The 25090-nt window shown below is 53.2% G+C and carries 29 protein-coding genes; 8 read left to right on the top strand and 21 right to left on the bottom strand.

Going from position 1 to position 25090, the window contains the following annotated elements:
• Positions 1 to 848: 848 nt before the first annotated feature.
• Positions 849 to 1289: a plasmid fertility inhibition factor family protein gene (locus P353_RS29090; RefSeq protein ID WP_157839548.1), complete on the top strand. Its 441-nt coding sequence runs from the start codon at positions 849 to 851 to the stop codon at positions 1287 to 1289.
• Positions 1290 to 1322: 33 nt separating this feature from the next.
• Here the strand turns inward: P353_RS29090 and P353_RS07920 are convergent, their stop codons facing one another.
• A complete protein-coding gene (locus tag P353_RS07920; RefSeq protein ID WP_157839547.1) occupies positions 1323 to 1814 on the bottom strand; it encodes a hypothetical protein in 492 nt (163 codons plus the stop codon).
• Between the two features lie 126 nt (positions 1815 to 1940).
• Here P353_RS07920 and P353_RS07915 point away from each other — a divergent pair, with 126 nt between their 5' ends.
• Both P353_RS07915 and P353_RS07910 read left to right on the top strand, forming a co-directional pair.
• Entirely contained in the window at positions 1941 to 2708 is a 768-nt protein-coding gene (locus P353_RS07915) for an abortive infection family protein (protein WP_034367584.1), read from the top strand.
• Between the two features lie 221 nt (positions 2709 to 2929).
• Positions 2930 to 3409 carry a hypothetical protein gene (locus tag P353_RS07910; protein ID WP_034367583.1) on the top strand — a complete coding sequence of 160 codons (480 nt, stop codon included), beginning with the start codon at positions 2930 to 2932 and terminating at the stop codon, positions 3407 to 3409.
• A gap of 133 nt (positions 3410 to 3542) precedes the next feature.
• Here P353_RS07910 and P353_RS27495 read toward each other — a convergent pair whose 3' ends face one another.
• From P353_RS27495 to P353_RS07880, 6 genes are all read right to left on the bottom strand, one after another.
• Positions 3543 to 3998: a hypothetical protein gene (locus tag P353_RS27495; protein WP_052084782.1), complete on the bottom strand. Its 456-nt coding sequence runs from the start codon at positions 3996 to 3998 to the stop codon at positions 3543 to 3545.
• Positions 3999 to 4070: 72 nt separating this feature from the next.
• Positions 4071 to 4370, bottom strand: coding sequence for a hypothetical protein (locus P353_RS07900; protein WP_157839546.1), 300 nt, complete (start codon positions 4368 to 4370; stop codon positions 4071 to 4073).
• Between the two features lie 96 nt (positions 4371 to 4466).
• Positions 4467 to 4928 (bottom strand): hypothetical protein, encoded by a 462-nt coding sequence (locus P353_RS27490; protein WP_052084781.1) that lies wholly within the window; start codon positions 4926 to 4928, stop codon positions 4467 to 4469.
• Between the two features lie 76 nt (positions 4929 to 5004).
• Positions 5005 to 5991 carry a hypothetical protein gene (locus tag P353_RS07890; RefSeq protein WP_034367578.1) on the bottom strand — a complete coding sequence of 329 codons (987 nt, stop codon included), beginning with the start codon at positions 5989 to 5991 and terminating at the stop codon, positions 5005 to 5007.
• A 561-nt stretch (positions 5992 to 6552) separates the two neighbouring features.
• Complete coding sequence (locus P353_RS07885) at positions 6553 to 8271, bottom strand: hypothetical protein (protein ID WP_157839545.1); 1719 nt, start codon at positions 8269 to 8271, stop codon at positions 6553 to 6555.
• A gap of 175 nt (positions 8272 to 8446) precedes the next feature.
• A complete protein-coding gene (locus tag P353_RS07880) occupies positions 8447 to 8749 on the bottom strand; it encodes a hypothetical protein (protein ID WP_034367572.1) in 303 nt (100 codons plus the stop codon).
• Between the two features lie 296 nt (positions 8750 to 9045).
• On the opposite strand from P353_RS07880, the gene P353_RS07875 reads away from it, so the two are divergent.
• From P353_RS07875 to P353_RS07865, 3 genes are all read left to right on the top strand, one after another.
• Positions 9046 to 9435 carry a hypothetical protein gene (locus P353_RS07875; protein ID WP_034367569.1) on the top strand — a complete coding sequence of 130 codons (390 nt, stop codon included), beginning with the start codon at positions 9046 to 9048 and terminating at the stop codon, positions 9433 to 9435.
• A gap of 132 nt (positions 9436 to 9567) precedes the next feature.
• A complete protein-coding gene (locus P353_RS27965; RefSeq protein ID WP_080750476.1) occupies positions 9568 to 10023 on the top strand; it encodes a LexA family protein in 456 nt (151 codons plus the stop codon).
• A gap of 7 nt (positions 10024 to 10030) precedes the next feature.
• On the top strand, positions 10031 to 11341 hold the full coding sequence (locus tag P353_RS07865; protein ID WP_034367564.1) for a Y-family DNA polymerase: 1311 nt from the start codon (positions 10031 to 10033) through the stop codon (positions 11339 to 11341).
• 92 nt (positions 11342 to 11433) lie between these two features.
• On the opposite strand, the gene P353_RS29085 is transcribed toward P353_RS07865, so the two are convergent.
• Both P353_RS29085 and P353_RS07860 read right to left on the bottom strand, forming a co-directional pair.
• Positions 11434 to 11841, bottom strand: coding sequence for a hypothetical protein (locus P353_RS29085; protein WP_157839544.1), 408 nt, complete (start codon positions 11839 to 11841; stop codon positions 11434 to 11436).
• A gap of 222 nt (positions 11842 to 12063) precedes the next feature.
• Positions 12064 to 12396 carry a hypothetical protein gene (locus P353_RS07860; RefSeq protein ID WP_034367562.1) on the bottom strand — a complete coding sequence of 111 codons (333 nt, stop codon included), beginning with the start codon at positions 12394 to 12396 and terminating at the stop codon, positions 12064 to 12066.
• A gap of 130 nt (positions 12397 to 12526) precedes the next feature.
• Here P353_RS07860 and P353_RS07855 point away from each other — a divergent pair, with 130 nt between their 5' ends.
• Positions 12527 to 12997, top strand: coding sequence for an SWIB/MDM2 domain-containing protein (locus tag P353_RS07855; protein ID WP_157839543.1), 471 nt, complete (start codon positions 12527 to 12529; stop codon positions 12995 to 12997).
• Positions 12998 to 13148: 151 nt separating this feature from the next.
• Here P353_RS07855 and P353_RS07850 read toward each other — a convergent pair whose 3' ends face one another.
• From P353_RS07850 to P353_RS07840, 3 genes are read right to left on the bottom strand one after another with little or no spacing between them, the layout of a single operon-like run.
• Complete coding sequence (locus P353_RS07850) at positions 13149 to 13748, bottom strand: hypothetical protein (protein WP_052084780.1); 600 nt, start codon at positions 13746 to 13748, stop codon at positions 13149 to 13151.
• Positions 13749 to 13759: 11 nt separating this feature from the next.
• Positions 13760 to 14488 carry a hypothetical protein gene (locus tag P353_RS07845; protein ID WP_034367557.1) on the bottom strand — a complete coding sequence of 243 codons (729 nt, stop codon included), beginning with the start codon at positions 14486 to 14488 and terminating at the stop codon, positions 13760 to 13762.
• A gap of 2 nt (positions 14489 to 14490) precedes the next feature.
• Positions 14491 to 15072: a hypothetical protein gene (locus P353_RS07840; protein ID WP_034367553.1), complete on the bottom strand. Its 582-nt coding sequence runs from the start codon at positions 15070 to 15072 to the stop codon at positions 14491 to 14493.
• A gap of 80 nt (positions 15073 to 15152) precedes the next feature.
• Between P353_RS07840 and P353_RS29080 the strand changes: the two genes are divergently transcribed.
• Positions 15153 to 15914, top strand: coding sequence for a hypothetical protein (locus tag P353_RS29080; protein ID WP_157839542.1), 762 nt, complete (start codon positions 15153 to 15155; stop codon positions 15912 to 15914).
• Positions 15915 to 15928: 14 nt separating this feature from the next.
• On the opposite strand, the gene P353_RS07830 is transcribed toward P353_RS29080, so the two are convergent.
• The 9 genes from P353_RS07830 to P353_RS07790 all read right to left on the bottom strand — a co-directional run bounded on the left by P353_RS07830 (position 15929) and on the right by P353_RS07790 (position 25082).
• Positions 15929 to 17389: a DNA cytosine methyltransferase gene (locus P353_RS07830; RefSeq protein WP_157839541.1), complete on the bottom strand. Its 1461-nt coding sequence runs from the start codon at positions 17387 to 17389 to the stop codon at positions 15929 to 15931.
• Between the two features lie 129 nt (positions 17390 to 17518).
• Positions 17519 to 17833, bottom strand: coding sequence for a hypothetical protein (locus P353_RS29075; RefSeq protein WP_157839540.1), 315 nt, complete (start codon positions 17831 to 17833; stop codon positions 17519 to 17521).
• A 289-nt stretch (positions 17834 to 18122) separates the two neighbouring features.
• Entirely contained in the window at positions 18123 to 18458 is a 336-nt protein-coding gene (locus P353_RS07820) for a hypothetical protein (RefSeq protein ID WP_131367706.1), read from the bottom strand.
• Positions 18439 to 18963, bottom strand: coding sequence for a hypothetical protein (locus P353_RS07815; protein ID WP_052052891.1), 525 nt, complete (start codon positions 18961 to 18963; stop codon positions 18439 to 18441). The genes P353_RS07820 and P353_RS07815 overlap by 20 nt, the downstream gene beginning before the upstream one ends.
• Before the next feature lie 62 nt (positions 18964 to 19025).
• The gene (locus P353_RS07810; RefSeq protein ID WP_034396707.1) at positions 19026 to 20483 is read right to left on the bottom strand and encodes a replication initiation protein; all 1458 of its coding nucleotides are present in this window, start codon (positions 20481 to 20483) and stop codon (positions 19026 to 19028) included.
• Positions 20484 to 22169: 1686 nt separating this feature from the next.
• A complete protein-coding gene (locus tag P353_RS07805; RefSeq protein ID WP_131367707.1) occupies positions 22170 to 22640 on the bottom strand; it encodes a hypothetical protein in 471 nt (156 codons plus the stop codon).
• 157 nt (positions 22641 to 22797) lie between these two features.
• Positions 22798 to 23070, bottom strand: coding sequence for a helix-turn-helix domain-containing protein (locus tag P353_RS07800; protein WP_034367538.1), 273 nt, complete (start codon positions 23068 to 23070; stop codon positions 22798 to 22800).
• A gap of 9 nt (positions 23071 to 23079) precedes the next feature.
• Entirely contained in the window at positions 23080 to 24258 is a 1179-nt protein-coding gene (locus P353_RS27480) for a ParB/RepB/Spo0J family partition protein (protein WP_052084777.1), read from the bottom strand.
• Positions 24255 to 25082 (bottom strand): ParA family protein, encoded by an 828-nt coding sequence (locus P353_RS07790; RefSeq protein WP_052084776.1) that lies wholly within the window; start codon positions 25080 to 25082, stop codon positions 24255 to 24257. Before P353_RS07790 ends, P353_RS27480 begins: the two co-directional genes overlap by 4 nt.
• Positions 25083 to 25090 lie beyond the last annotated feature (8 nt).

Genomic DNA, 25090 nt, shown 5'->3' with positions numbered 1-25090 from the left:
AAGCGCGCGCTTTACGTGTTGTGGGCAATGGTGCTCACAGTAAACACGGAGCTTCCTTTGCCTAAATATCTCATCTACTTTCTGTTGGCCATCACTCTCTTTCTTATGAGCACTCCTGCGCTTTAGCGGAAAGTTGACCAACAACCTTTTGGCGTGGTCTTGCGGTCGCCGCCGTGGTCAGGATCTGGCCTAGTGGGTAGCGCCTCGCGGCAGCGCTTAGTGCTCGGCACTGTCTATGGCCGGGGGTTTCATGGTCGGTCGTCGATCAGCTGCTGCAGGGTCGCCAGATGGCCCTGCAGTTCCTCGGTGCCAGTCAGGTGCACTCGGATCTAGCCGCAGGCAGCTGCTGGCCCAGCTGGTGCATATCTTTCCGTTGTTGGCCTGGTGTGCCATGAAAATTCAATGCTGCAACTGACTAAACTCTTATGCTCTGACCTTCACATTTACCGGAATAGAAATGGCGATTTTTCGAGAAAGAGACGGCGACGGGGTTATCACAACAACGTCCATAGGAGAAGACACTTTCATCCTCAAAGGCTCTGGTTCGATCCTAGCTCAAGGGGCTGCAGAAATTTTTGCTAAGAGACACGGGCTGGAGCGTGACTCCATGACGTTCTCCTTCAGAATTCCGAATCGGGTTCTCCATGGCCGAGTCTTGGTTGACTTGAGTGCTAACAAGTATTTTCAGAAAGTCTGACCCCTTCCGGTGCCTCCCTCAGCAAGCCTCTGTAGGAAGGCTGATCAAGCGCCCGTCAAAGGGTATAGAGGTCCCGGAAACACACTTGCAGCATTGATAGGTTTTCATCTTCATCAGAGCCTTCGCGGCTCCTGCAACCGAAAAATCTTCAATGGTTTCAACTCCTCAACAGTGGACTGTCCAGCTTGCCCATACACATGCGCCCTACTCTCAGATCTTCCTGCAGCGCACCCTCCCAGACCATTCGTGGTATTCCGTTGTAGTTGTTGACGTAGCGAAGTTCATGGCTTGCGTACGCAACGGCAATCAGTTGCGGATTCCAGAAATCCAGTTGTGGAGTGACGAAAAGCGTGAGGGCTTATATTCTCACCTGGACCCATCTGGTGTAGGCGTACCCGTGATGCCTCGTGCCTCCATCGAAGAAGTACAAGTCAAGCGCTGGTTTGGCTTGGTGCCACCAAGCATTCATGCAGTCGTCTCATTCACCAATGGACGACACCGATCAGCTTACATGGAGTTCGCTGGCGCTACACAGATGCCTGTTGAAGTGCTCACCGATCAAGTTGATCTTTTTGTTAGGCACTGCACCTGACTACAGATCCTCTATTCTTAGAGTGCGCTCACTCTAAAAAGCAGGAGCTGATTTTTGGCATTGATAGCGCCAAGTCCCAGCCTTTGGGAGTGTGCCTCCATGCTTGCTTTTCCACGAGGCAATTGTTTCGTCCGACAAGATGAATGTATGGGTCATTGCTCCGGTGACTCTGTTTATGTTCAGAACCTGGCCTTTGCCTACAGCTTTGACATGGTGGCTATTGAACTCAATAGTTGCCCCGCCAAATTGAGTCGTCCCGTCCGTGTTTTCAATTCTATTGACGGACTCTTTCAATACGAGAGTGATGCGCTTCGGCTTCTCTACAAGTAGCGACGCTATCCCGTCACCCGAAATGATGTTCAAAATGTGCTCGTCTTCATTCTTGGGAGGCTTTTTGTACAAATCGAGTTTTCCAAGATTCGCGTCAGAAACTTTGTCGCACACGATCAGAACACTGTCTGGAGAGCTTGCGCTTGCGTTAGCAGTTAGCAGGACCCCTATGATGGTCAATAGTGCATGTTTCACACATCCTCCCAGTATGTGTACCTCTATGAATTCATTCTAGATGACTGCGCCTCCACGCATCGAGCTTAAGACTAGGCTCTCATTGAGCACCACTCTAGGTTAGATTGCTCCTTTCAGGGAGGCGATATGAACCATGATTTGTTAGAAGATTCGGCCTGGCGTGGCCCATTGCTGCTTGCAATGCAGCGGGCAATATTGACCGAATTTACTGCAGCCGATTGGCGTGAGATTGGCTATGAGACGGGGCTTCAGGACTACATCACCAAGCATCCGCGCCTTCTGCGTAGTCTGTCCTGGAATGATGCTGACTACAGCAATCATGTATTTGCGGTGCTTGAGCATTTTTCACGGCAGGACATTCAAGCCTTGGTTGCGGTTATCCAACATCCAAAAATTCGTCCCCACCTGGAGCGAGATCAACCGGGAAAGCTGATCTCGATGGGCTACCAAGCAGGGCATGTTCCCCCCGTGGCGCAACATATTTCTGCATCAGAGGCTGTTCGTCTTGCTTTGGCCGATGCGGATAATTTGCTTGCAACCTCTGGGGCACCTAGCACTATTGACCGTCTCCATACCGCTATGCATGGATACCTAAAAACCATGTGCCAAGAAAGCGGAATCGAACTCCCAGACGGTGCAACCTTGACCGTGGCCTACAAGGCATTGCGTGCGCAACATCCTGCGCTGCAATCACTCGGGAATCACGATGGTGATATAGGGAAAATTTTGGCCCCCTTCGCAGCCGTTCTCGATGCCATCAATACCCTGCGTAACCACGGCAGCATCGCTCACCCCAACGAGAGCATTGTCGGTACGCCGGAGGCTGCTTTGGTCGTTAACGCCGTCCGAACGATGTTTCACTACCTGAACCAGAAGCTTAGGCCATCGAGTTGAAGCGTTCTTTGCGTAAGTGTCCTGCCATGCAAGGAAGCTTGAAATCCAGGCCAGTAGCGCTATGGTTAGAAATCCGAGGATAATCCGGGTCAGCGGTTCTGGCAGGAACCCGCCTCTCGACACTGCAAAGCCACCCAGCACTGCCCTCAAGTCCGCAGGCACTTTCGTGTTTGAAGAACGGTGGTCGAGAGACGATTCTTTCCCTCAAACAGGAGAGTTCCATGCCCACTGAGACCACATCGCTCAATACGCTTGAAAGCATCAAGCGCCTCGCAAAAGCTATCAAGAAAGACGCCGGGATCAAGCACTTCGCTGCGCTTGACCAGGCTGCAATGCGCGCGGGTTTCGCCAACTACGCTCATGCACAACGCACCTTGAAGGATGCGCGACCTTCTACAACACATGACGAACCAAGCGTTGCGAATCAGCTCCTAGATCCGAAGTTGCTGCTTGCGACGGAAACCGAGGACGAGGATCTTCCCTCTCTCCCCACGGTCGCGCTGATGCAGATGGTCAAATCTGCTGCTGCCAAATCTGCAGACGGCGTGGCCCATCTTTCGTACTCCGACTTGGCTGCTGCAATTCATGATTCACGTCCAATGTCTGGACGAGAAAAGCAACGGTTGCGTAAGCAGTTCGCTCGGGCGGGGGAAGAAGCTCTGAAGCAAGGCTTGAAGTGGGATTTCGTGCTAACCACCTGAGCGGTCACTTGAGCAACTACGTGTTGCCCATCTTTCCGTGGTCGCGTGACACCCAAGGAATGTGCAGCCCAGAGCACCAATGAAAAAAGCCCAGTCAATCCGACGATTGAGCTGGGCTTGTTAGGAGTCGCAATTACATACCTGAGGTTACGTCATCATGAGCTTTTTCAGCGTGGTTTCCATACGCCTCAAGAGCACGTTTCAATGCCGGAACCTCCTGGGGATCAAAGCACACAAACGGTGCTTCATACCCCGCCTCGGAGGCCATCTTTTCAGCCAGATCGTAATGCTCGCCAAGGTCAATTTGATCTTGGGTTGCAGCAACATCAAAGACGGGCATATCGCTACTGCCACTTGCATTTCTGCATGCAACAACAACCTTGATAGTGCTACTGGTCTGTATGTCTGAAAGACTGATGCCACGGCACTTGGCCAGAGCACAGACCGCATCTTTGTAGCTACGTTGGAATGCACCAAGCTCAGGATGAGCTGGCACGATAAATCCTGACACAGTCACATCAAAAATTGGTCGCTCAGTCTGTCCAAGCAAGTCATGGTATTCGTCCACGGTGAAGACTTTTTGGTTCATTTCTATCTCCTATTGGTAGAGACAGACACAGGCCCTTGGGCTGCATGTGCCCGTCTGGGTTTCTAAATATCGTCAAACAACAGAGTTGGCCTTGGGGCCGCGCTTGCGGGATGCAATGCGGGCTTTCAGGCGTTCATTCGCTTCTTGACGCAGTTGGGTAAAAGTCGGCAGCTTCATTTTCAAGGTGTGCATCTCAGCCAATTCCTCTTGAGTGAGGAAATCGACGGTAGCGCCACCATGCAGAGCTACAAACCTATCGCTAGCCTCACGCTTTCGCCCTTCGCCCAGTGCCGAGATTTCGTCAATCCGCTGAACGACCATTTCTAGGGACTGAGCAGCCGCAGTTGACGTTTGAACAGACATATCAGACATGCCAGATTCCATTTGAGGATGAGCATGCCCCGGAAGGGCAAGGCCCATCCGGGTTTAAACATATCTTCGCTTTCCTGACCTATGAACCCCGCCGCCTTATGGCAGCGTAAAGCTCATAAGCCATTCAGGGCCAAGACGATTGCGAAGTTGACGCAACAGATGCCCATCGGGCATCGTCGCATCCTTTCCCGAAGTCCAAGCGGCTGACAGTCGGCCTTTCCAGTCAGCGCCAGCACGCTTCGCAAAGCGTGAGAGGGCGGCAAGCTGTTCCGGCGTGGGGTCTTCTTCCTGGTCCTCAGATCCCAGTCCAGTGTTCAATGTGTCGGTCACTTCCTTCAGTGCAGAAATCTGCGCTTGAAAAGCGGGGTCGTCACTTGCGCACAGTGGCTCAATATCAACCTTTGCGTGGTTGGCATTGCAGTTCAAACATGCCTTCATCCATTCCACCGTATCAGCCTGGTTCTTGAAGCGATTTTCAAAAGCCGCGCCTGCTGGTGTTGTCACGATGAGCTTTGCAATCACAGTGATGGTTTGGGGTTCGTTGCTAAATGCGTTCATTTCCAATCTCCTAAATTGGAAAGGCGCGGCCCAGAGGGCGACAACGCCCTTCCGGGTTAAACAAAAAGCTTTCGTTTCAGACTGCTACATCAGATGCAAAGCACACCTTCACATAGCCATCCTTATCCTGATATCCAGGCCAGCCCTTGCTGCAACTGCTCATATCGCCTGGGCAATAGTTGCAGTGGCCGCATGAGGCGCAGAGATCGTCATCGCTGATGCTTTTGACACCAGAAGTCTGGATCTTGACCAGCTCACCGCGCAGCAGGTCATAGGCCTTGCTTACAGAGATGAAGTGCTCGCCATCCTTAGCAGGCTCATCGCACTGCTCGTAGACCTTCGCAGTGGTGAAAGCCCCCCAGCAATCGCCTTCCCAAAACCCCTGCCTTTCGTTCTCAAACTCTTCTTCGGAGAAGAGAACGTGCAACTTGGATTCGAGGGTCAGTATTGCGGGCACGAACCCGAGAATGCGGTGCAGTACCGCGTTCACGCTTTCGCCTGGATGCTCCTGATATGCGCCCTTCAAAAGACGCACTTGCATCACTTCAAGGTGCTTGAGCAAGTCCTGTTCATCGGGTACCGGCCAGTCAAGCCCTTGGGGCAAGACATCGCACAGCAAACTAGGCACATAGGCTTGATAGCCCTTGCTTTGCAGCAAAGCATATTGGCCCAATCCTTCGTCGTTGTCGGTGTACCAAACCCACACGGGGTTATCGACAGGCAACATCGAAGGCATCTGTTGACGAAAACCCAGCAGCAGCAAGTGCTTGTCGGATTCCGTCTGTGTGTAAGCATCATGTTCGGTGACAGCATTACTGCCGCCGAACATCGCTTCCATGGCCAGGGACTCCATCATTTTCTGAGGGAGAACCAGACCATGCTTCGCAGTCACAGTGAGCAACCAGCCCGAGTCTTTCGGCCCAGTTTCTGCTAGTGAGGTGTAGTAGACATCACCCTCAGAGCTGATGTTGGCAAAGAACGATTCCGTTGGGCGGTCGTAACCGCATTCAAGAACCAGTTCAACACCATTGACGCTCGTTTGTTTGATGAAGTGCTTGGACATGGGATTCCTTTCGTGGGGAAGTGAAAGGGCACCGCGCCCCATAGGGCAAGACAGCGCCCCATAGGGTTGAAGAAAGTTGGGAAAGAACAGATTCAGCGACTACACATTTGCAGTCGCTACTGGGTCAGACTCCTGAGGAGCCTATTCATTGAGAAACGAGGAACGCGTCCCAGGCCTCGGTGGGCTTGGCTACGGCTTCCACAGCTTGATGGGTCCATCCCTCATCGGGTGGTTTGTGAAAAGAATGCTCACTGGCGATCATCTTCTTTCGCGGGTTGAAGATGCGCGCAGCACCCTTCAGGGCAGCTGTCGCCCATCTGGGTTAGAAAAGGCCGCGAGGCCTGCCAAAAAGCTGTTTGTTTGCGGAGGCCAGCTACCTCACGTTTTCGTTCCGAAAGGAACAAAATCAATCTGCCCAGTATGCCCCTACCGCATGGTCTTCGGCCTCTGCGCATTGGCCCAATCTGGGCGGTGTTTCGTCACGACAAAGCACCGTAGCTCATTGCCAGAATAAAAAAAGCCCAGCCAATCCCTGTAAGGATCGAGCTGGGCTTTTTGCTGTCACAGCAAGGCAATTTGCGCTGTATGGAGCTGGTCGCATCTGTGCTCCAGGTCCAACCAGGCGCGCTGGCCATGCAGTTCATGCTCCTGTCGCCATTGCGAGCGACGCAAGATCTCATCGGTCATCCGGCTTTGGCCAGTGGCGAGAGAAATTGTGCCCATGCGCAAATAGGTCTTGAAGCCATAAGTCCAGTCGCTGCAAGACGGATCGCAATAGCTCGCAATGTAGTCTTCGGCCAGGAACTCCAAAAAGTCTGCTGCTCCCACAGCGTCTACCGAGAAAGCATCCGCCTCTTCGTAGTCACACACCAATGCACCGTTGGAAAGGGATTTGAGGCCCACGTTGCACGAGTCTGCATACATCTCCAGGCCCACATCACGCAGACCGACTGCGCTTTTGATGCCTGTGACCTTGTACCAATCATCGCCCACATGAATGCGGCCCACTTTGGGTACGTCCGTTTTGGGGAAGACTGGTACTACCGGCGCTTCCTCCCATCCATCATTGTTCTGAAGATCCAGATAGATCTTCAAAGCGCTGAAAGGAGGGGCGATTGCGTACAAAGACCAACGAGCATCTATGGCAAAAAGCTGTTGAATGCTGATGATCTGCACACCGGACTTTCTTTCGGCAGTCAGGGTGTAGACCAAGAGCTTTTTCAGGGTGTCTGGCGAGTATGTGTCTGCGCCGATCTCGATGTAGCCATCACTGGCAATCGAGCGGCCCACAAACTGCCGCATGCTCCAGTCATACTGAGTGTTGGCAATCCAGTTGCGTAGCCGGTTCAAGGGTTTCATGAAACCGTAGCGCACCAAGTCAGAATCAATCATCTGCTCTGCTGATCTGTCATGCGGTCCGATGCGAGTGCATGCCCAGCATCCTGTGCGCGCTCCGCACGGTTTGCTACTTCCCGACATTTTCATGTCGGCAACGATCACACACGACGAACCTCCTGCAGCCTTGTAAAGCTCCATGGTGTCGGAGAAATCGCTATAGCTGTCATACACACCAGCTGCACACATCCCCAGATGCTCCCAAACGTCATCGACGGTGTGAAGCAATATTGGTGACGCGCGAAGATGACCTTGATCATTCACCCACATCCCTTCGGCAGACTCCTGACGCTCTTCAATACGCTTATCGCGCGCTGCAGATTCGTTCTGGCGCACACCAGTCATGACCACAGGTGCTTTCCAATCACCGAGATTCGGTGCTGAGCGCATCAGCTGGTTGAGCAGCTTAGTGTTCACCTTGACCTTCAGATCAGTTGAGCAATCCGGGCGACTTGAGGCGAATGCAGGTAGCGCCCGCCCGCCAATCACTCGGACAGGGAAAGAGTCGTTCAGATCTGGATAGCCAAGCAACACCCGAAGATCGAGCTGATGACGCTGTGCAAACAGCTCCATCTTTTTAAGCTCTGCCAGCGCCAACCTTGCAACCACTGGGTTTTCAATGCCAGTCTGACTGTGAACTATGACGATGGGTGGCACCTCATAGCCCTGCGTTTTCAGCTCGGCACCCGTCAGCAAAATGACGCTGGCCAGGACCGAGCTGTCTTTACCTGCAGAGAACGCACCGACACAGATGTGCCGAGCTTTCATAATGTCCGAGACGATACGACGAGCGCGATCCTCAGCTGACTCCAGCCTCACGCTAACAAGCGCCGTGGTGGACCCGACATCACTTGCTGCCTCATGGAAAAGGTCTAGCGTTTTCATTTTGATCTCCTGAATCAAATCAGGGCGATCTCCCCCACAGGGGCTGAATCGCCCCATGGGGTTGAAAAAGACCGCTAAGCGGACTCAAAGGGTTGGATAGGGATCAATCAAGGATGGTTGCCCCTACTCAGTCGGTGAAGGCAATTGATTGCCTGTGTCCTAGCCGAATGCCTTATCAGGCAAGCAGGCACTCTTCGATTTCTGTCCAGCGATATCGCTGCGCAAAACGAAACTCAGGGCTTGAGAAAGCATCAAACCGAACCTCTTGTGCGGCCTTGGCCACATCAGAACTCGGGACTCGCCACAACCCGCTCAGAAAGCGCGAGAACTTTCCATTGACAAGATAGACGCCATCCTTTGAAGGTGGCACGGTCCCCTTGTAGCTGGCCTTGGTTGGAGCCTTGGCACTCTCCCCTTCCAAACTGGTGAAGGAAACGGCCCAGGCCTGCAGCGGTTGAGGTTGTACGTGTATTGACATATCCACTCCGTATGAAATGGACAGACCCCGGCCCAAGGGCAACAGAGGCCCATCCGGGTTTGAAAAAGACCTTGCGGCCAATAAGAAGCTGTTTGTTTGTGGAGGCCAGCTACCTCACCTTTCGCTCCCAGGAGGAACAAATTAGATTTGCCAAGTATGCCTGTGCCACCCCGTACAGCTCAGTACTCGCATTGGGCCAGTTTGGGCAGAAGCTTGCATTCCTGAGGCTCCGGCTATGGTGTTTATGTGAGGCCGATACGGGCCACGAAGAACGACACTTTTCCAGGTACTCAACAATGCAAAACCAAACCACCGCTGAACTGACCGCCCTCGAACTGGCCTTGCGTCAACTCAACAGTAGCGATCTGTGCAGCTTGGTCCGTAACGAACAATCCGCAACGACCTTGAATCAAGTCTTTGAAAACCAGTCCGATCAACTGCAGCAGCTGGAGCTGATGAACAACAAGCTCACACTGGCTCTGAAGCGCGTGACTGCCGTGGCCATCTCCGTTATGTATTCCAGCAAGAAAGATCAGGTCAGCCGCGAGTTCTCGCACGACGAATTGCTGGCAGTGGCCACCACCGCTGAACCCATGCGCCAAAACGGTGTTGCCCAGGAAGCGGTCTACCGTGCAGCATGGTCCCTGGTGCAAGAGCAACAAAGCACCGACTACACGCTGCACTGAGAACCACCGCAAGCCGCACGAAAAACTCGGGCCATGCTCACATCCAGCAAAGCTGGCTTGTGACCATGGCCTTTTTGCTGAGTCACGCATTTTGCTAAACTGTATATATATACAGTACACCGCAAAACCGACATGCAGCCCCACCCTCTTCCCCTACAGCCACTGCCAATCGACGCCAGACCATGCTGGTTGATCGGCGTCTCAGGCGCTGTCAGAGCTGGATTTCCTAGCCCTGCCGAGGACTTTTCCCAGTCTCCAATTGATATCAGCAAGCTACTGATTCCTCATCCCCAGGCGACGTTTTACTTCCGAGTCTCCGGTGACTCGATGGTGCTGGCCGGATTGCATGATCAGGACTATGTACTTGTAGACCGCGCTATACGCCCGGAACCGGGTCATATCGTTGTCGCAGTCTGGGACCAGGATTTCACAATCAAATACCTCCGAAAGCGCGGCTGCTTCTACCTCGAAGCCGCGAACCCCACCTACCCAAAGATGGTTCCCCGCGAAGGACAGACGCTGGAGATCTTCGGCGTTGCACGCACTGGCTTGCACGCGCTTCCCGGTTTCAATATCCGGCCCTCATAGGTGCCCTATGTTCGCCCTTTTAGACGCTCACAACTTTTACGCATCCGTAGAGGGGGACATGCGGCCTGCGCTGCGCTCACACCCCTATGTGATCCTTTCAGCAAACGATGGAGCTGTTGTGGCCCGATCCGAGCTGGCGCGTGCCCTGGGGGTCAAGATGGGAGAGCCGTGGTTCAAGCTCAAGGATCTGCGCGAGCTGAAAGGCTTAATGGGGCTGTCCGCGAACTTCACGCTGTATTCCGACTATTCAACACGCATGCACAGCCTGCTTGCAGGCCTTGCTGAGCACACAAAGCCCTACTCCGTCGATGAGTCCTTCAGCTACCTGGGTGACATGCGCGGCGACCATACAGAGCGGGTCTGGCGCATGCGAGAGCGTGTTGGCCAATGGCTAGGCTTGCCTATGGGTGGGGGCATTGGAAAAACGCTCACGCTTGCGAAGCTGGCCAGCCATATTTCCAAGCAAGCTTTTCGTAGACCAGGCACCTACCCCGCAGAACTGGCCCATGTATGCAACCTTGGCCAGTGTGCGCCCTCCCTACTGCGGGACTGCATGGCGAATACGCCCGTCAACGAGGTGTGGGGTATAGGCCGACGCTACTCTGCGCAGCTGATCGACGGCGGCATTCTCACGGCATTGGATCTGGCCAACATGGATGCGGGCACTGTACGTGCAAGGTGGGGAGTCAATATGGAGCGCACCGTGCGCGAGCTGAATGGCATTGCTTGCATCGATGTCGAAGGCTCTAGCACGCGCCAACAGATCATGTGCTCACGCTCCCTTGCCAAGCCGGTGGAGTCCTGCCACGAGTTGCAGCAGCTGGCCAGTCTGTTCGCATCCAATGCTGCGCGCAAGCTTCGCCAGCAAGGCTCCGTGAGCAAGGCAGTTTCCGTATTTGCGATGAGTAGCCCATTCCGTGATGGCCCGAGATTCGCACGCTCCCGCGTCGTACCCCTAGCCAGAGCGACAGACGACTCCCGCAAGCTTTGTACTGCCGCAGCAGCTGGAATGCGGAGCATCTTTGAAGCGGGCTATGACATCGTGAAGGTAGGCGTCATGCTGATGGACATCAGCTCGCGCGAAGAGGCCATGGCCCAAGGCCAATTGCTGTTTGATGATTGTGCGGACGTAACAAACGAGGGGCCGCTGTCGTCTAAAGAACATGCCCTGATGCTGGCCGTCGATGCCGTCAATGAGCGCTATGGCCGACATTGCCTGCGCACAGCGAGCACCACCGTGAAAAGTTACAGCAGGCAAGAGCTTAGAACCCCGCACTACACGACGAATCTCCAGGATGCGCCAATTGCCAGGGCGTGACTGCAGGAGCTGGTGCTAATTGACCATCGTTCCGATGCAAGATGATCGGCCTGCTTACACAGACCACCGGCAGCAATCGACCCATTGCCGTCCTAGATAGCAACAATGGTGCAGCGCGTTAGTGGCACTTCCATCTTAATTTCATAATCGATCACACCGCTGCGCTTTTGCCGAAAGCCCTGTCGAACATAAACGAACTCTTGCTGAAGCAGATGCAGCTCAATGCGCCAAATCGGAGCGTCAGGAGCAAAGCCGATAGCATCTACAAGAGACTCGGTGTCGTAACTGCCAATCTTGACAGAGCACCAATGAGTTGAACAGCTACTGCCTAGAGGGTTAGGTCGTACAGTCTGCATTCCATTTTTATTGCATTCGAATGTGCTCGGATCAACTCTTGTGTAGTGATAGAACACATATGGTGGCGACGTAGTTGTTAAACGTGAAGGTCCCACATTCCATTCATGATGAACGTAGTTACCCGGAACAAAAGGATCTGCCATGCAATCTCTTCCAAATAGAGAGGCAGTGTAGACCATTCGTAGCGAGCAAAGGAAAGAGCGAATCGACCAGCAGCCTTGTCAGCCTCAACCGGCACAGACGGTCAGTTCAACCGGAATACTCTCGTGACAGCTTGGAGAGCTAGAGAGTTCTTTTGACAAAAAGGTGTGAGTTCCCGGCGGAAGAGCCAGGACCACACACCTGACCGGCTACTCCCAACGAATTTATGCCGTTGGGTAGATTTCTTTCGGCGCATCCGGCCACTCTTTGCGAATAACGTCGAACGAACCTTCGCGCCACAAACGAAGCAGCGCCATGGGATCTTCGCTCTGATTCTCCAGAACATAGTTAAGCAACGCATTCCACATTGGCCCCACCGGCTGCTCAGCAGCTTCCACCAGCTTCACCTCGACATCCGACGCATTCAATCCCCCGCCAAGGTTCCACCATGGAGTCCAAGAACCATCAGCATTTTTGAAGCGTGCCTGGTACTTGCCGCCGTTCGCGCCAATCCTCTTTTCAGTGTTGGGCGAGGTTCGATTTGGAATGCAGCTCATGATTTCCTGTGAAAGTCTGTGAAGGAATCCGAACCTTAGAAGCGTCGAAGCTGTACTCTTCAATGCTGCGCGACCCGTTTTGGGCAAGTTCACGCTCCAAATACGAACCACGCAAAAGGAAGGCCAAGAAATGAGCAACCTAGTCTGTGATTTCTACGATGACGATGGCGCACTGGATGGCCCATGGCACTGGTCTACAGTCCTCTGCCGTGGGTGCTTTGAAAGTCATATGGACTGGCGGGTTCGCGTCAGTCCGACGAGCGAATCCTGGGAAAAGTGTGAGCGCTGCGGGAATCCGCCATGCGAGAGCCTTGATAGTTCCCTGGATGCTGATGACGATGAGCTGCCCTCTCCAGCAGAACCAGAAAAGCCAGAAAAACTGCTTTCACCGTCCCAATCCATCGCTCTCATAATTGGTCACGAACGAATCAGTCATGCTGAGGCGGTGCGCAGGGTCTACGCCTACATCGAGGCGAATGCGCTTCATGATCCTCAAGCTCAACGCATCATCCTGTGCGATAGCATCCTGGAAGCAGCTCTCGGCGTACCCAAAGTGAGTCTATTCACCTTACCAAAACTGGTCCAAAGCAAGCTCCAGTAAGGCAATGGCCGTGGAAAGAGGCGGCAACCAGAGAATCCCAGAACCGTCCTAGATAGATACCCGCTTCGAGGCGATTGTTGCTGGTGGTGCAGTAAAAGCAGGCCGGTCATTGCGTATCTGCATGATGGGCAATTAAGGCCAGCGCCCATACTCAACGCGGTTGCCCCCAGGTCACATCCAGAATCTCTTCAATCTCGGTCACATCGTCTTCGTTCACATAGAACGGAATGACGGCTAAGCCCACGGCCTTTGCTGCGGCGTAGCGATGATTGCCACCGCTGAAAAAAGCTTCATCTTTAACGCGAATCACAAGCGGCGGGGTCATTGGCATCCCACGGCGCAGATGAGCTATCACCTGGGCCAGTCGCCAATCAGACCCGTGTGACCACAGCTCTTTTTCCGTGTCGCGGCGGCAGTAGCGGGCCAGATTTTGATCGAACTCGCGCAGCGGCATGTGACCCAAGCGCAGGCCATTTGGGTACATCTCAAGCATCGCATGCTCGGGCACTCCATCCATTGCGAAGTGCTGGCCAGCTTGGGAATAGTCCCAGTTGAAAACAAGTGCAGGCCACTCATTTACCGGCTTTCCGAGGTACAACGCGCCCTCCTCCTGCAGCGACTTGTTGTATGCCATAGAAGCTTCGTACTCATCCAGAGTCAGGCCACAACTCTGAGCATTCTGTCGGTCGATGATCTTGGCCAAATGGTCCTTGTCTATGCTGGCCAGCAGCTGCTTGAAATCTGAACCCATCCCAACGTCCCTCACCATACGAAGCCACTCATGCCCACAGCCCTTGCATAGAGACTGCAGGCTATGTGTACATCACTCCAGACGAACACCCCGTTTCTCTGGGTGATACGAACTTGACCTGAATGCAAGAAGCGCTGGTAAGAAATGACCAACTTCTTCTGACGGTTGATCAGATGCTCGAAGAGGCTTTCTGCGAACTGCAATTGCTCGACACTCACCTTCACTTTTCCAATTCGAGCAACCGTCTCCCTGGCATGAATACTGAACAACCCCCAATCCGTACTTTCACTCGGTAGCTCTTGCATCACTGCGTGGAAGTGGGCCAAAAACTCCACAATCGTCACGGCTGGAGCCTGGGCCTGGACCGGTGTACGAGCCTTAGGCTTGTGGTCGATGAACGCATTGAACGTGGACACCAGCTTATCAAGCACAACCTGAGAAATGCCAAAACTCTGTGCGTCTGAAGGCAAGAGAACTTGCAAATGCACTACTACCTGCGGAACCAAGTTCGGGGTCTTTGTTGCCAGTGGAACGATGTTGTCGGCCCGCTCCAGTACGAGGGAGCCGTCCTGCCGAATCCACTCCTGAAGCGTGCGTTTGTCACCGTAGCGAATTGTCGCGCCTGGAAGACCCAACTGTTCAAGCGCCGCGCGAAATGCACGCAGCCAAGCAGTGACGCGACCGATTTCGTCCTCCCGAACCCAGCGGCTCAATTTGTGCTTTTCGTACTGCTTGGACATGCTCAGCTGCTCACTGCTCCTAACAGGTCAATCTCATGAAACTTCAGCGCAACCAGATCACGCAACGTTGGAAGTTCGCTCGCCTGGTTGAGCCTTTCAGCAAAAGCCTTGAGCTGGGGATTTTCATGCAAGAACGCCGAATATCTTTCACGATTCAAACTTGCGGGTGTGGAGTCTAGGGCTGCACTGATCGAATCAATCATCTTGCCCATGACGGCCCTCTTCATCCTCTCATGCAGTGCTGCAAGCACCCCAAATACAGCAATCGCAGCCTTGAGAACGGTCAGAAAGTTATCTTCGCTTCCATTGATCAGATCTTTAGCAGCTAACGCTCCGAAAAGCAGGCCGCCGCCGCCAAAAATGGCAGTGTGCATTTGAACCTGTCGATTGGGCTGTCTCAAGTACGTTGCGACCGCCGCATCAAATTCCTTGGGCTTGTGAACCAGGGCATCGATACCCGCGCGCACACCGCCGCCGTATGCGCGCTCTGCAAGTTGCAGGCCGTAATAAACACCCTGCACATCGTTTTCCTCCATGAAACCAACCATCGTCTCTTGCTCGGGTAGCTTGTCCCGTTCGATCATTTCATTCCTCTCCGTTTCTTTGTGACAATCCCAGCAGCCAGCGCCTGATGATTGGGCACCAGCAGTGTATGGGGGGAACCATGAATCAACGCCGACTTTTAGCCATCGTCTCTGTCAATCAAGAGAACCGGGTTCGCTGCATGTTCCCCAACTGCAATCACCCGATCCACAAGCGTATCTACGTGGTGGACGATGCTGGTGACATCAAGCTCATTGGATCTACATGCATTACCAAGGATGGCTATGCTGCAGGTATCGACTTGAGCCAGCCTGCCTATTCCGTATCGTCTGGCAATGGCCGAGAGCTGACTGAGGAAGAGCGCCAGATCCTGATCAGCAATACCCACGAGCTTCTTGCACGCTTGAAAAATGAATACGAAGCCCAGCTGGCCAGTGAGGCTCTGCAGGCACTGGCCATGTCCCAAGCACTTGCTGCAAAAGCTCGCCCTACCAACTCTCCACCGTCCAGGCCTACCCCAGCTGCCATGGCACCAAAGCTGGTCGTTGGGGAGGCTCTGCGCAATGCACTGCCGCCCTGGCCATGGGTTGATCCACTTCGCTCTGTCCTTTTCATACAAATGGCGGACGGGAGCAGCTGGCTGCGCGTGCAATCGAGAGACAGCGGAAGCCATCACCTGATCCCGTATCCAGAATTTGTGGGATGGCAAGACTACCTGCCCAGCCATCTCGGCCATCTCAATTCCACCCGCGACGGAATTGAAGTTCCCAGCATTGGCCCTGCCCTCATGTTTCTTCGCGCTCAGAAACCAGTTTGTGAATCTGTGTGTCGAGGCTTCGCACAGGCACGCCAGATGGCCAGACAGTACCACCCGCATCTTTGATGGGTGCAACGCACTCACGCTGCAGCGCTGAACAATTCACTTTGCCCCACGGGCACAGTCTTGCGCAGCTGCTGCAGTGCGGTCTTGACGCAGTGACCAAACGAATTAGCCCAACGCAAGATCTCACGCCCAGCATGCTCACCGAGCGATGAAGCCGCACCGTAAGTGACGCTTTGTCCCAGCAACTCATTGGCCTTGGTCTGGGGCAGGCCTTCAATCAAATGCTTAGGAATTCCTTTGCACGCTGCATGCTCGATGGCTGTAGGCACGCGCAGCAACTCAGGGTTCGTCGGGTGCTGAATTTTCGGGTCGGTGCTGCGGTTTTTTGTGATGCCCTTAGTCAACGCACCAATGAACGTGTCTTCGGCCTTGAAGACGCGCATCATGAAATTCTTCCCCGCCTCTTTGTCGCGCTCTTGCTTTGCTTTGAGTCCGTCCATCGTTGACCAACGGTCCTTCACGACTTCCTCTGGCTCCAATACATCTGCCAGAGTGCGCGACGAGCACGCTGGCTTGCTGGCCATGGCCTCGAAATTAAAGTCTATCCCACGCGATACAGCCACCATATAGAAGCGCTCACGGGCTTCCAAATCACCGAATTCCGGGCCGCTAAGAACGCGCTCATGCGTCTCATAGGCCATATCGCGCAGTTGTTGACGAAGAATGCATGCACTGGCTGAATTGCCCCAGGGGATCACATTCTCAAAGATGCACACAGATGCGTTCAGCTTGGCCAGGAGGGCAATTGCTCCGGCGACCAGATGCCCCACATCCGGGTGAGCTTCGGGCATGTCTGTACGTCGCTTTGCTCGGCCCGCTTTGGAGGCACCAGAACACGGAAGGCCCATGCAAACAACGTCAACCTCACCGATGCGGTCCATCACCATTTCATCGAAAGCCAGCTCCTGCAAAGGAAGGTTCAATACGATGGTGGAGTCATTGAGTAATTCGTTGTATTCCAACGCTTGTTCTGTGAGGTCTTCGCGGATCTCATTGAAGGCGTGCAGATGCGCCTTGATACCGGCCTTGCGCAGGCCCGCATGTAACGCGTGGTCCAGCACTCCACCGCCGCTGGCTACCCCCGCAGTGGCGAGACTCTTGCCCGCCTTCAAGCGCTCCATCAAACGCTTGACGCGGCGAATCAAACGCAGCTCCGAGGCCATAGGAGAGACAAAGACTTGACGTTCACCGAAGACCACGCGGATGGCCTTGCACCCCATCAGCGGAGCCAGGGCGGTGGAGTCTCGGACATCGATGATGGAATCAATGCGCCCGTCCTTCTTACGCTCACGGCGAGCGACTTTGTTCGTGCCCTGCTCTTGAAGTTTAAGCACGACACCGAGGCCGTAGGGTTCAACAACAAACTGATGTCCAGGCTCAAAGCCCGAGTTGAGAAGTCGCTTGCCCTCAAGCCAAAGACGAGGCGATCCATCGCGCTCACTGAGTTTGCGAGTTGTGACTGTGTGCATGCTCATGGGGAAATCCTTGAAACGATGCAATCAGTCTTTCATAGCCCTGAAAAATGCAAGCGCTACCTATTCGCCAATGCAGAAGCGGGTAGCGCAAGACAAAAGCAGATCGAGGAGGCCATCAGCTTCACTCAGCTATCGCTGGATGCTCTCTGGGTTCACTCCATGAACAGAGCTGTTTTCTCCCTGCTCTATTTCATCCAGAAAAGCATACACATCGAGCAGTCCAGGTTGACCGTCTTCAGGTGATAGATCACGCCCTTCCTCGACTCCTGCGAAGAAGGCATCTGAATCAGCAGTGCCGACCACATACGGGCATGGCACCTTCGGCAACCTGTCAATACGAACACGCAGCGATGCCAGTACACCTTGCATGTATGGCTCGCTGCGTGGAGCGCGCCCAGGCTTGAAAGCCTCATCGAAAACAGCTTGAGCTGTCAGTTCCTTCATGACGTACTTCCTAGCGTATTGCAGGCTTTGCATGGGATGCCGCGTTTCGCAGCTGTGATGGTCCCGAAGATCATGTAATCGCTCTCAGCGCCGCAGCGTCTGCAGGTCATTTTGCACAGCGGCTTGCCTATGTCCTCCGGCTTGCCGGAATCCACTTGGCCAGCATCGCTGACATGCATCAACACGCGAGGCTTCGTGCGCTTAGGTAAGGTTTCTGGGAATAAGTCGTCGATCAACCGACGCGAAACATTCTCCACTGTCGAAGTTTTTCGCATGCGAAAAAGTCGCCTTACTTTCCTCGTGCAAACGGAGCAATTTTCGTAGAAGCTGCTGGCCAGTAGACCATGGGCTTGATGCCCTGTGCAGCGGCTTCTTTCTTGATTGTTGTGGTTGAACCAAACCCGTGCAGATGAAGCTCAGTTGCACCAACTTCCTTGGCCAAAGCAAGAGTAGCGCGGCAGGCTGCGATCTTGGTTTGGTAGACATCCTGCCGAAACTTTTCGGGGTTTGCCTTCGCTGCAGCTTCTTGTTCGTATGGCACGAACCAGTAGCCCGGAGCATCTTCAAAAATGGTGAAAATCGCCTGCTTCATCCCCTCACCTTTTTCAATTTGTGGACCAGCCATGGTAGCTGAACGCAGCTGCAATTTTGCCTGTCTTGTCCAGGGGCAAAGCCTTTTGCATCTCTGCCTTCACACGCTCGCTGTCTCCCATCTCCATGATCGAATCGAATTGGCGCTCACCGAAATCGAAGACCGTGTAGAAGCTATAGCCGGGGTTAGTGAATCCATTCAAGAACAGGCGCAGCATGCACTGCACGCGCTCATTGATATTGTCTTTGCTCAGGTCATAGAAAGACCGTTGATAGAAGTACAGCCAGCATCCCAGCTCAAAGTGATTTTTCGCATGGTCTACCTCATCCATTTCTTCCCAGTGGTCCATGCTCAGGCCTTTGCGCTCAGCGCAGGCGCGCACGTTTTGTGCATCCCTTTTCAGCTGTGCACGGACAGCAGCAGGAATCGGTGCTTTGGCATTGATGTCGATGATGAAGGGCTTGGCCTTGGCACTTGCCTTCGCACCTGGCTGAATTGCTGGTGCGACAAACCCAAATAGATCGGCGGTCTGAAACATGCTGGACTCCTGTTGTGACTGACAACCAGAGTACCGGCATCGTTAAAAATGCAAGACCAAACTCAGTAGGTAGTCGCCACGGCCTCAGCTAGGATCGCTTGCTTTGCCAACTCACGCTCTTCGGCAGAAATGGCACCATAGACCGTTTCGCCGTACCAGTGCCTGAACATCGACATGCTTCCGGCACGGTTGCGCCGTCCGATGTTGAGCTTGAATCGATCATCCTTCAGCGTGTCGTTGTACTTGGAGAACAGAGCATGGCGCTGCTCTGCAGGCATGCCATCAACCATCCCTTGTAGCTCGGTTTGCCGACGCAGCATGACTCGCCTATCGATATCTTCAATCGTCACTGTGTCTTCGACATTAGACCTGCGGGCATCAGGCACTACGTCATCAACTTCGTTGCGAACAGCCGAGACGAAGATAAGCCCCATCACCTTCGCGCAATCGGGGTAGTCCTTGAAATACTTGTGCTCCAAGCTACGCAAGAAATACTTGTGTGGGTGCTTGAGCTGGTACTTTTCAAACTTCGAGCGGTACAGCGTGTGGGCGTATGCGTTTTGTATGTCCTCGATGGAGTACTTACCGAAAAGGCTGAGGATGTCACCGTTAGGGAGAGGCCAGCCTTCAAGGAAGCCACGCATCTGAGCATGCGCAGGTGTTTCGCTGATGCCAGAGAGAACTTCTTGCCGGTTGTTTTTCAGCTTGATCAGCAGACGGACCTGATGAACGAATTTGCCCCGCTTGATGACATCCAGCTCAACGTTGAACCGGGTCTGCATCGAAACCTCATGGATCGATGGAATCAAATATCGCTCGCTGAAGCCGCTCCATGTCTCGGCCTTCTTCGGAATGTCCTTGGCCATGATCAGGCCACGCAGCATTTCCCATGGCATCAGTGCGGAGTGCTGGATACCAGCATCCTGGCAGACGAGTTCGTACAGCCGTACCGAGCACTGAAGCTTGAGAGCGGCCATCTCGCGCTCTTCGAGCAACGCGTATCGATGGTCTTTAGAAAAAAGATGCTCAACATCGCTGTTGATCTTGAAGCGCACTTCGCCAGATTCGTACAGGATGGTCGGCACGAACACAATCCACACCAGCTTGGGATTCTTCAGATCCTTCGACGCCATGTCGAAGTGCATCTTGATCTCCTGCATCGAATTTGCGACTGCAGAGATGTGGGTGCGATTGTTGGTGTTGAGGTTGAGTGCAACCTTCAAATCCGAAAATGGCATCGACCAAAAACCATCAGCATCGCGCTCTTGCGTCTGGACGCACTTGATGATCATGTTCATCAGCTTCTGCTGATGATTTGTCTGCAATGTTGCAGTCAACGAATGGATGAGCGGATAGTTCTTCCTGATGGACTCAGGCCGAGCTTTTGCTGCTCTGACGTTGACGCGGCGAAATCGCTTTTTCGAATCAGGTTCGGGGTCAGGGAAGCCAGACAGGCCAATTTGCCGGTCAGCATCGGTCATCGGCAGATTGAATTCTTCTGCTTCAACGTCTTTGGCCATGGCTTCGCCCTTTTTGTTGCCCTAACCAAGACAAGGAATTTTCCTGATCCTGGAGCCGATTTGAGAAAAATTTATTGATTGCCAACGGATTATCACCCCGGAATTTATTCATTTTTTTGCAGGATTGCAATAGGTGTGCACTTGCTCATCGCGCGCACCGTAAAAACATAGATACCTAGAGGCATAGATACTATAAGGACTTAATTAAGTTGTTTGTTATCAACAACTTATAGAGCAATGACACCCTTTGATTGGTACGAAGAATGCCGGGTATTGGTACTTCAACACCCCTCAGTTGGTACGTTGCAAGCCTTAATTTGTGCTGATAGCTCCCTTGTTTTGGGAAATTTTTGGCGTAAACAGGAAAAAACCGCACCCAGTCCGAATTTTGTCTCGATAGCTTTTCAGCAGCGACCCTTTTAGAGGGATGACTCCCTCAGCCATGCAGAAAAATTGCTCGTTAGCACCCCTCAATTGGTACGGTAGACCCCTTTTTTTGGTTCCTGATCTAACCATGTGGTTTTGTACGTGTGGAACGTCTTCTGTCTGACTCCGTGAGTCGTCGCTGCATTGGTTAGCTATCGGGAAAAATTTTCTTCTGTGCTCTACCGCTGCAACGTTTTTAGAACCCCAGGGAGTCCCGCATTTTTTTGCCTTTGTAAACCGCGAAAGCGCACCGTTAAAAACAATAAAAACTTTAATACGCTAACTACAATAAAGAGAGCGAAAAGCTGTTTGTTGACAATGGGTTGCAGAGGCATAACACCCCCGTATTGGTACGGTAGGCCCCGTCCATTGGTTCGATAACATCCGCTGGTTGGTAGGGTGTCACCCCCGATTTGGGCTCTTACACACCTTAATTTGGGATCATTGGTGTCACCCAAATTTGCTCGATAGCTCCTGTTATTCACAGTTTGGTGCTCCATTTTCTGGAGCACTATCAAGCAAATTTCAGTGTTCATCCCCCCTCATTTGGTACGTATCCCCCCTTCAGTTGGTACGTGTGCTTTTTCGCTATCGCGCCAAAAAATCTGTTTATCCCCCCTGGATTGGTACAACGCCTTCTGCTCTGAGGCGGCACGTTGAGGTGCTTAACTGTGGCCTGATGGCTATGCCCATCTGTGCTAGTGGTGAGCTATCGCATAGGCGTGCAGAGTGCTTTTAGGAAAAAAATTGGCCTCAACCCCCCTCAGTTGGTACGTTGAGCACTTCCACTGGGAAAAAATCGGCCTTAACACCCCTCAATTGGTATGTGCGGTTCTGAGCTGAACAGGTATGCCCTTCATCCCCCCTCAATTGGTACGTTTGGACAGTTTTTTTCCCTTTCCAACGGATGAGCTGAGATCTAGAACGGGGAAAAGCTACTCAAAATGAGCTTTTGATAGGGGTGAAACAGGCGCATTGCCTTAATTGGACAAAAATAGGGGGTGGAAAGCGGGTGCTGATCACTGCCTCTCCTCTGCTGGCTCCCGGCAAACCTATCGGTCAAAATTTCGGGGGGGTTTTTGGGGTTGAGAGTGTCACATGCCCGACATGGTTGCCCAAAATGGGCTATTCGGACAATTTTTGGGGGGGTTTTTGGGGTCAACCAGCGGTTGCCCCTCACCGGCTCCGTGAAGAGCGAAATCCATGGGGTATTTTTGGGGTGATGTGCTCGATGTCGATCCTCACAGCCTTTCACATGCTTCAGGCGAACTGGAGCTGCAGGGTCTGAGCTTGACGCTCCCTAGCTCTGATCTCCATGGACCTTGCCCGTTCTTTGTCTCGTGCGCGCTGGCAGCGTGCTTCATATTCGCCTGTGGCTACGTCCACCACATAGCCGAAGTAGAAAGCCGTCAGCGGGCCTCTCCAGCCCTTCCAGGTGCTACGAATGGCTTCCTGCTGATCAGGAGTAGCGCGGAAGAAATTTCCCCGAGCTTTGCGCCAGCAGCGAGCTTCATGCGCCCGCTGCCGCGCCTCTGTGCTGTCGAGCAGAGATTGACGGCGTGACAGCTCTGCATCAGCGTCAAATGGCTTCGGAGCTGGGAGTTGATCTGAAATAAGCGGATATTTCTCTTGGAGCTTCTTTGCCAAACGTGCTGGCTTTGAGGTGGCCATGGCGAGTCCGCGCTGTGTCCAAGCCGCGCGCTCAAAACGTTCCATTCGTTTGAATTTCATGGTGATGCTCTTCTTTGGGGTAGTGCACTACCCTACCCTGCTTCCCAGAAATGCAACCTGGCATGCGCCAGCCCTCATTCAATGCCAGTTCTGTCAAAAAAAAACCTGCGTGGAGATACGCAGGTTTGCAGGAAATCCTTGGCGGAAGAGTGTTCCGTCAGAACTTTCCATAGTGCTTCAGGAAGTTCTTCATGTCGATGATGCCCCAGTCATCGATGGTGTAGTACCCGTTGGAGCCTCTATCGCCCCCAGAGACACGGACATACCGTACCTGCATGCCAAAGTCAGACCGTAGGAAGCCAATTTGGCGTTTGATTGTCTGCAAAGGGATGCTTGTCGTCTCTTGGAGAACATGCAAGGTAGGCTTCTCGTGCGAACACAGCGCATTGATGAGATCGAATTTACGCTTCGTGTCGCGCGAGATGGTCATGAGCCACAGTTAGTCGGTTGCTTGAACCCCCCGGAGTGTAATCTGTTCGGCCAGCACCTCAGTTACATTTCCAGCATCTGTTTTCACCCAAACGCTGCCATCTTTAAGAGAAATCCGGTCATTCATGACCACGGCATTTGTAACAACGCCGTCAATGGAGACTGAAACTGCCAGGATGATCTGTCCTGGTGTGACAGCTTTGAAGCTCACATTCTTCTGAACACTTGGTTGACTTGGCTTCTTGTGAGCATCGTTGGGCTTGCTGGCCACGGTAGTTTGCGTCTCAGCATCTTGCGCTGCTGGACTGTTCATCTTTGCAGACTTGTCCAGCTCTTTGGCAGTGCTCTCTTGAGAGCTGGCCGTTGAGCCTGACTCGCTGGCAGCACTTGATGCATCAGGCTTGCCCTGGCTGGCATTGAGAGCCTTATCCGCTGCGGACTTGCTGTCGTCGCTGCTGTTGGGCTTTATCTTGCTCTCCTTGGCTTGAGGTCCACGCTTGCCACGTTCCTTCCCATCATCAGCGGTCAGCTCTTTCAAGATGGCGCGGGTGGCAGTGCGAGATAGGCTCTTTTCTTCCTTGGCCAGGGCAACAATCTCGATGGCTCTTTGCGGAGCCAGATCATGAATGCGACTCAGGTTGTACAGCGTCTCGGCATCGTTCGTGACGTCCTCATCGTTCAGCGCGCGAATGAAGCTGGGTATGCTCAGCAGAGACAGGTACAAAGATACAAACGCTGGAGTTTTAGACACACGTTTGGAGATCTGGCCATTGGTCCACCCTGCTTCCTTGAACTGGCTCAGTCCATCAGCGATTTCAAAAGGCGTGAGGTTTTCACGTTGGATGTTCTCTGCCAGCTCTTCCGCAGTGCGGTCCAGATCATCCTGCATCCGCGTATCGATGACGATCTTCATCTGTTTGAGCTTGGCAATTTTGCCTGCTCGCCAGCGACGCTCTCCTTTGAGGATCACATACTTGCCATCCTTGTTCTTGGGAGCAACGTTGATGGCATTGATCTGGCCATCAAGTTTGAGACTTTCAGCAAGCTCTTCCAGGTTCTTGAAGCGCTTGCGCACCTGGGCCTTGGAGACGATATCGTCAATGTCCACGGACAGAGGTTTGCCGTCCTCTTGTTGAATGCCGCGCGTAGCAACAGCGGCCAGTTCGGTTAATGAGGTGATGTTCTTCATTTCTTGTTCACTTTCGACAGCAGCTCTTTAATCACGGCCAGCACTTCTTTGGCGGCAACGTGAGCGTAAGGGAGCGTCCAGATCGGGACCCCATCAGATGTTGCTGTATCCAGGGGGGGACGGTTTCTGATGGTATTTTTGAACACGAGATCCGGGATAGCCGCGCGTATCTTCTCTTCAGCACGCTCATGGCTGAGCGAAGACGTGCGGTCGTTGATGAAGACGCCCAAGATCTCAAGATCGGGATTCGTAGAGTGCTGAACACCGATCAACGTTCTCAGCAGGCCCTCTAGACCATCGTAAGCAAAACCAGACAGCTTGACGGGTGCTACGACATGGGTGCTCATGGCGAGGGCAGCATAAAGCTTGCGGCCGAGGCTAGGCGGGCAGTCGATCAAAACATAGTCGTACTGCTGTAAGAGTTCACGCAAATTCTCACGCGGATTCAATGCGTCTACAAGCGTGAGGCCGGTTTCGATCTCACTGAGATCGTGGTCGTTCTTTAGTGTGTGAATGAGGTCAACACCGCATGGGCAGTGAATGACTTCGATGGGGCCGATGTCCTTTTTAAACAAATCCACCACACGAGTACCGCTGTAAACGGGGACCAGCTCACCCTCAGAATTTGTTTCATGTGGAACAAGTCGGGAGGATGTGTTGCCCTGGGCATCGAAGTCCAGCACAAGAGTCTTTGCTTGTTCTTTGATAGCGAGATAGAAGGCAGTCTGGATGCACACCGTTGACTTCCCCACCCCACCCTTCTGGTTGGAGAAGCTGACGACCTTGGCTTTACCCTTGTGTTTGCGCTTGATGACTTTGTTCATTAGATCGC

Source organism: Comamonas testosteroni (assembly GCF_000761245.1).
Taxonomy (GTDB): domain Bacteria; phylum Pseudomonadota; class Gammaproteobacteria; order Burkholderiales; family Burkholderiaceae_C; genus Comamonas; species Comamonas testosteroni_C.
Note: the sequence above shows the minus strand (reverse complement) of the source record. Positions and strands in the feature narration are given on the sequence as shown.

Coding starts and splice junctions, on each gene's coding strand:
- P353_RS29090 (WP_157839548.1), top strand. CDS start 849: ATGGTTTCAACTCCTCAACAGTGGACTGTCCAGCTTGCCCATACACAT.
- P353_RS07915 (WP_034367584.1), top strand. CDS start 1,941: ATGAACCATGATTTGTTAGAAGATTCGGCCTGGCGTGGCCCATTGCTG.
- P353_RS07910 (WP_034367583.1), top strand. CDS start 2,930: ATGCCCACTGAGACCACATCGCTCAATACGCTTGAAAGCATCAAGCGC.
- P353_RS27495 (WP_052084782.1), bottom strand. CDS start 3,998: ATGAACCAAAAAGTCTTCACCGTGGACGAATACCATGACTTGCTTGGA.
- P353_RS07900 (WP_157839546.1), bottom strand. CDS start 4,370: ATGTCTGATATGTCTGTTCAAACGTCAACTGCGGCTGCTCAGTCCCTA.
- P353_RS27490 (WP_052084781.1), bottom strand. CDS start 4,928: ATGAACGCATTTAGCAACGAACCCCAAACCATCACTGTGATTGCAAAG.
- P353_RS07890 (WP_034367578.1), bottom strand. CDS start 5,991: ATGTCCAAGCACTTCATCAAACAAACGAGCGTCAATGGTGTTGAACTG.
- P353_RS07885 (WP_157839545.1), bottom strand. CDS start 8,271: ATGAAAACGCTAGACCTTTTCCATGAGGCAGCAAGTGATGTCGGGTCC.
- P353_RS07880 (WP_034367572.1), bottom strand. CDS start 8,749: ATGTCAATACACGTACAACCTCAACCGCTGCAGGCCTGGGCCGTTTCC.
- P353_RS07875 (WP_034367569.1), top strand. CDS start 9,046: ATGCAAAACCAAACCACCGCTGAACTGACCGCCCTCGAACTGGCCTTG.
- P353_RS27965 (WP_080750476.1), top strand. CDS start 9,568: ATGCAGCCCCACCCTCTTCCCCTACAGCCACTGCCAATCGACGCCAGA.
- P353_RS07865 (WP_034367564.1), top strand. CDS start 10,031: ATGTTCGCCCTTTTAGACGCTCACAACTTTTACGCATCCGTAGAGGGG.
- P353_RS29085 (WP_157839544.1), bottom strand. CDS start 11,841: ATGGCAGATCCTTTTGTTCCGGGTAACTACGTTCATCATGAATGGAAT.
- P353_RS07860 (WP_034367562.1), bottom strand. CDS start 12,396: ATGAGCTGCATTCCAAATCGAACCTCGCCCAACACTGAAAAGAGGATT.
- P353_RS07855 (WP_157839543.1), top strand. CDS start 12,527: ATGAGCAACCTAGTCTGTGATTTCTACGATGACGATGGCGCACTGGAT.
- P353_RS07850 (WP_052084780.1), bottom strand. CDS start 13,748: ATGGGTTCAGATTTCAAGCAGCTGCTGGCCAGCATAGACAAGGACCAT.
- P353_RS07845 (WP_034367557.1), bottom strand. CDS start 14,488: ATGTCCAAGCAGTACGAAAAGCACAAATTGAGCCGCTGGGTTCGGGAG.
- P353_RS07840 (WP_034367553.1), bottom strand. CDS start 15,072: ATGATCGAACGGGACAAGCTACCCGAGCAAGAGACGATGGTTGGTTTC.
- P353_RS29080 (WP_157839542.1), top strand. CDS start 15,153: ATGAATCAACGCCGACTTTTAGCCATCGTCTCTGTCAATCAAGAGAAC.
- P353_RS07830 (WP_157839541.1), bottom strand. CDS start 17,389: ATGAGCATGCACACAGTCACAACTCGCAAACTCAGTGAGCGCGATGGA.
- P353_RS29075 (WP_157839540.1), bottom strand. CDS start 17,833: ATGAAGGAACTGACAGCTCAAGCTGTTTTCGATGAGGCTTTCAAGCCT.
- P353_RS07820 (WP_131367706.1), bottom strand. CDS start 18,458: ATGGCTGGTCCACAAATTGAAAAAGGTGAGGGGATGAAGCAGGCGATT.
- P353_RS07815 (WP_052052891.1), bottom strand. CDS start 18,963: ATGTTTCAGACCGCCGATCTATTTGGGTTTGTCGCACCAGCAATTCAG.
- P353_RS07810 (WP_034396707.1), bottom strand. CDS start 20,483: ATGGCCAAAGACGTTGAAGCAGAAGAATTCAATCTGCCGATGACCGAT.
- P353_RS07805 (WP_131367707.1), bottom strand. CDS start 22,640: ATGAAATTCAAACGAATGGAACGTTTTGAGCGCGCGGCTTGGACACAG.
- P353_RS07800 (WP_034367538.1), bottom strand. CDS start 23,070: ATGACCATCTCGCGCGACACGAAGCGTAAATTCGATCTCATCAATGCG.
- P353_RS27480 (WP_052084777.1), bottom strand. CDS start 24,258: ATGAAGAACATCACCTCATTAACCGAACTGGCCGCTGTTGCTACGCGC.
- P353_RS07790 (WP_052084776.1), bottom strand. CDS start 25,082: ATGAACAAAGTCATCAAGCGCAAACACAAGGGTAAAGCCAAGGTCGTC.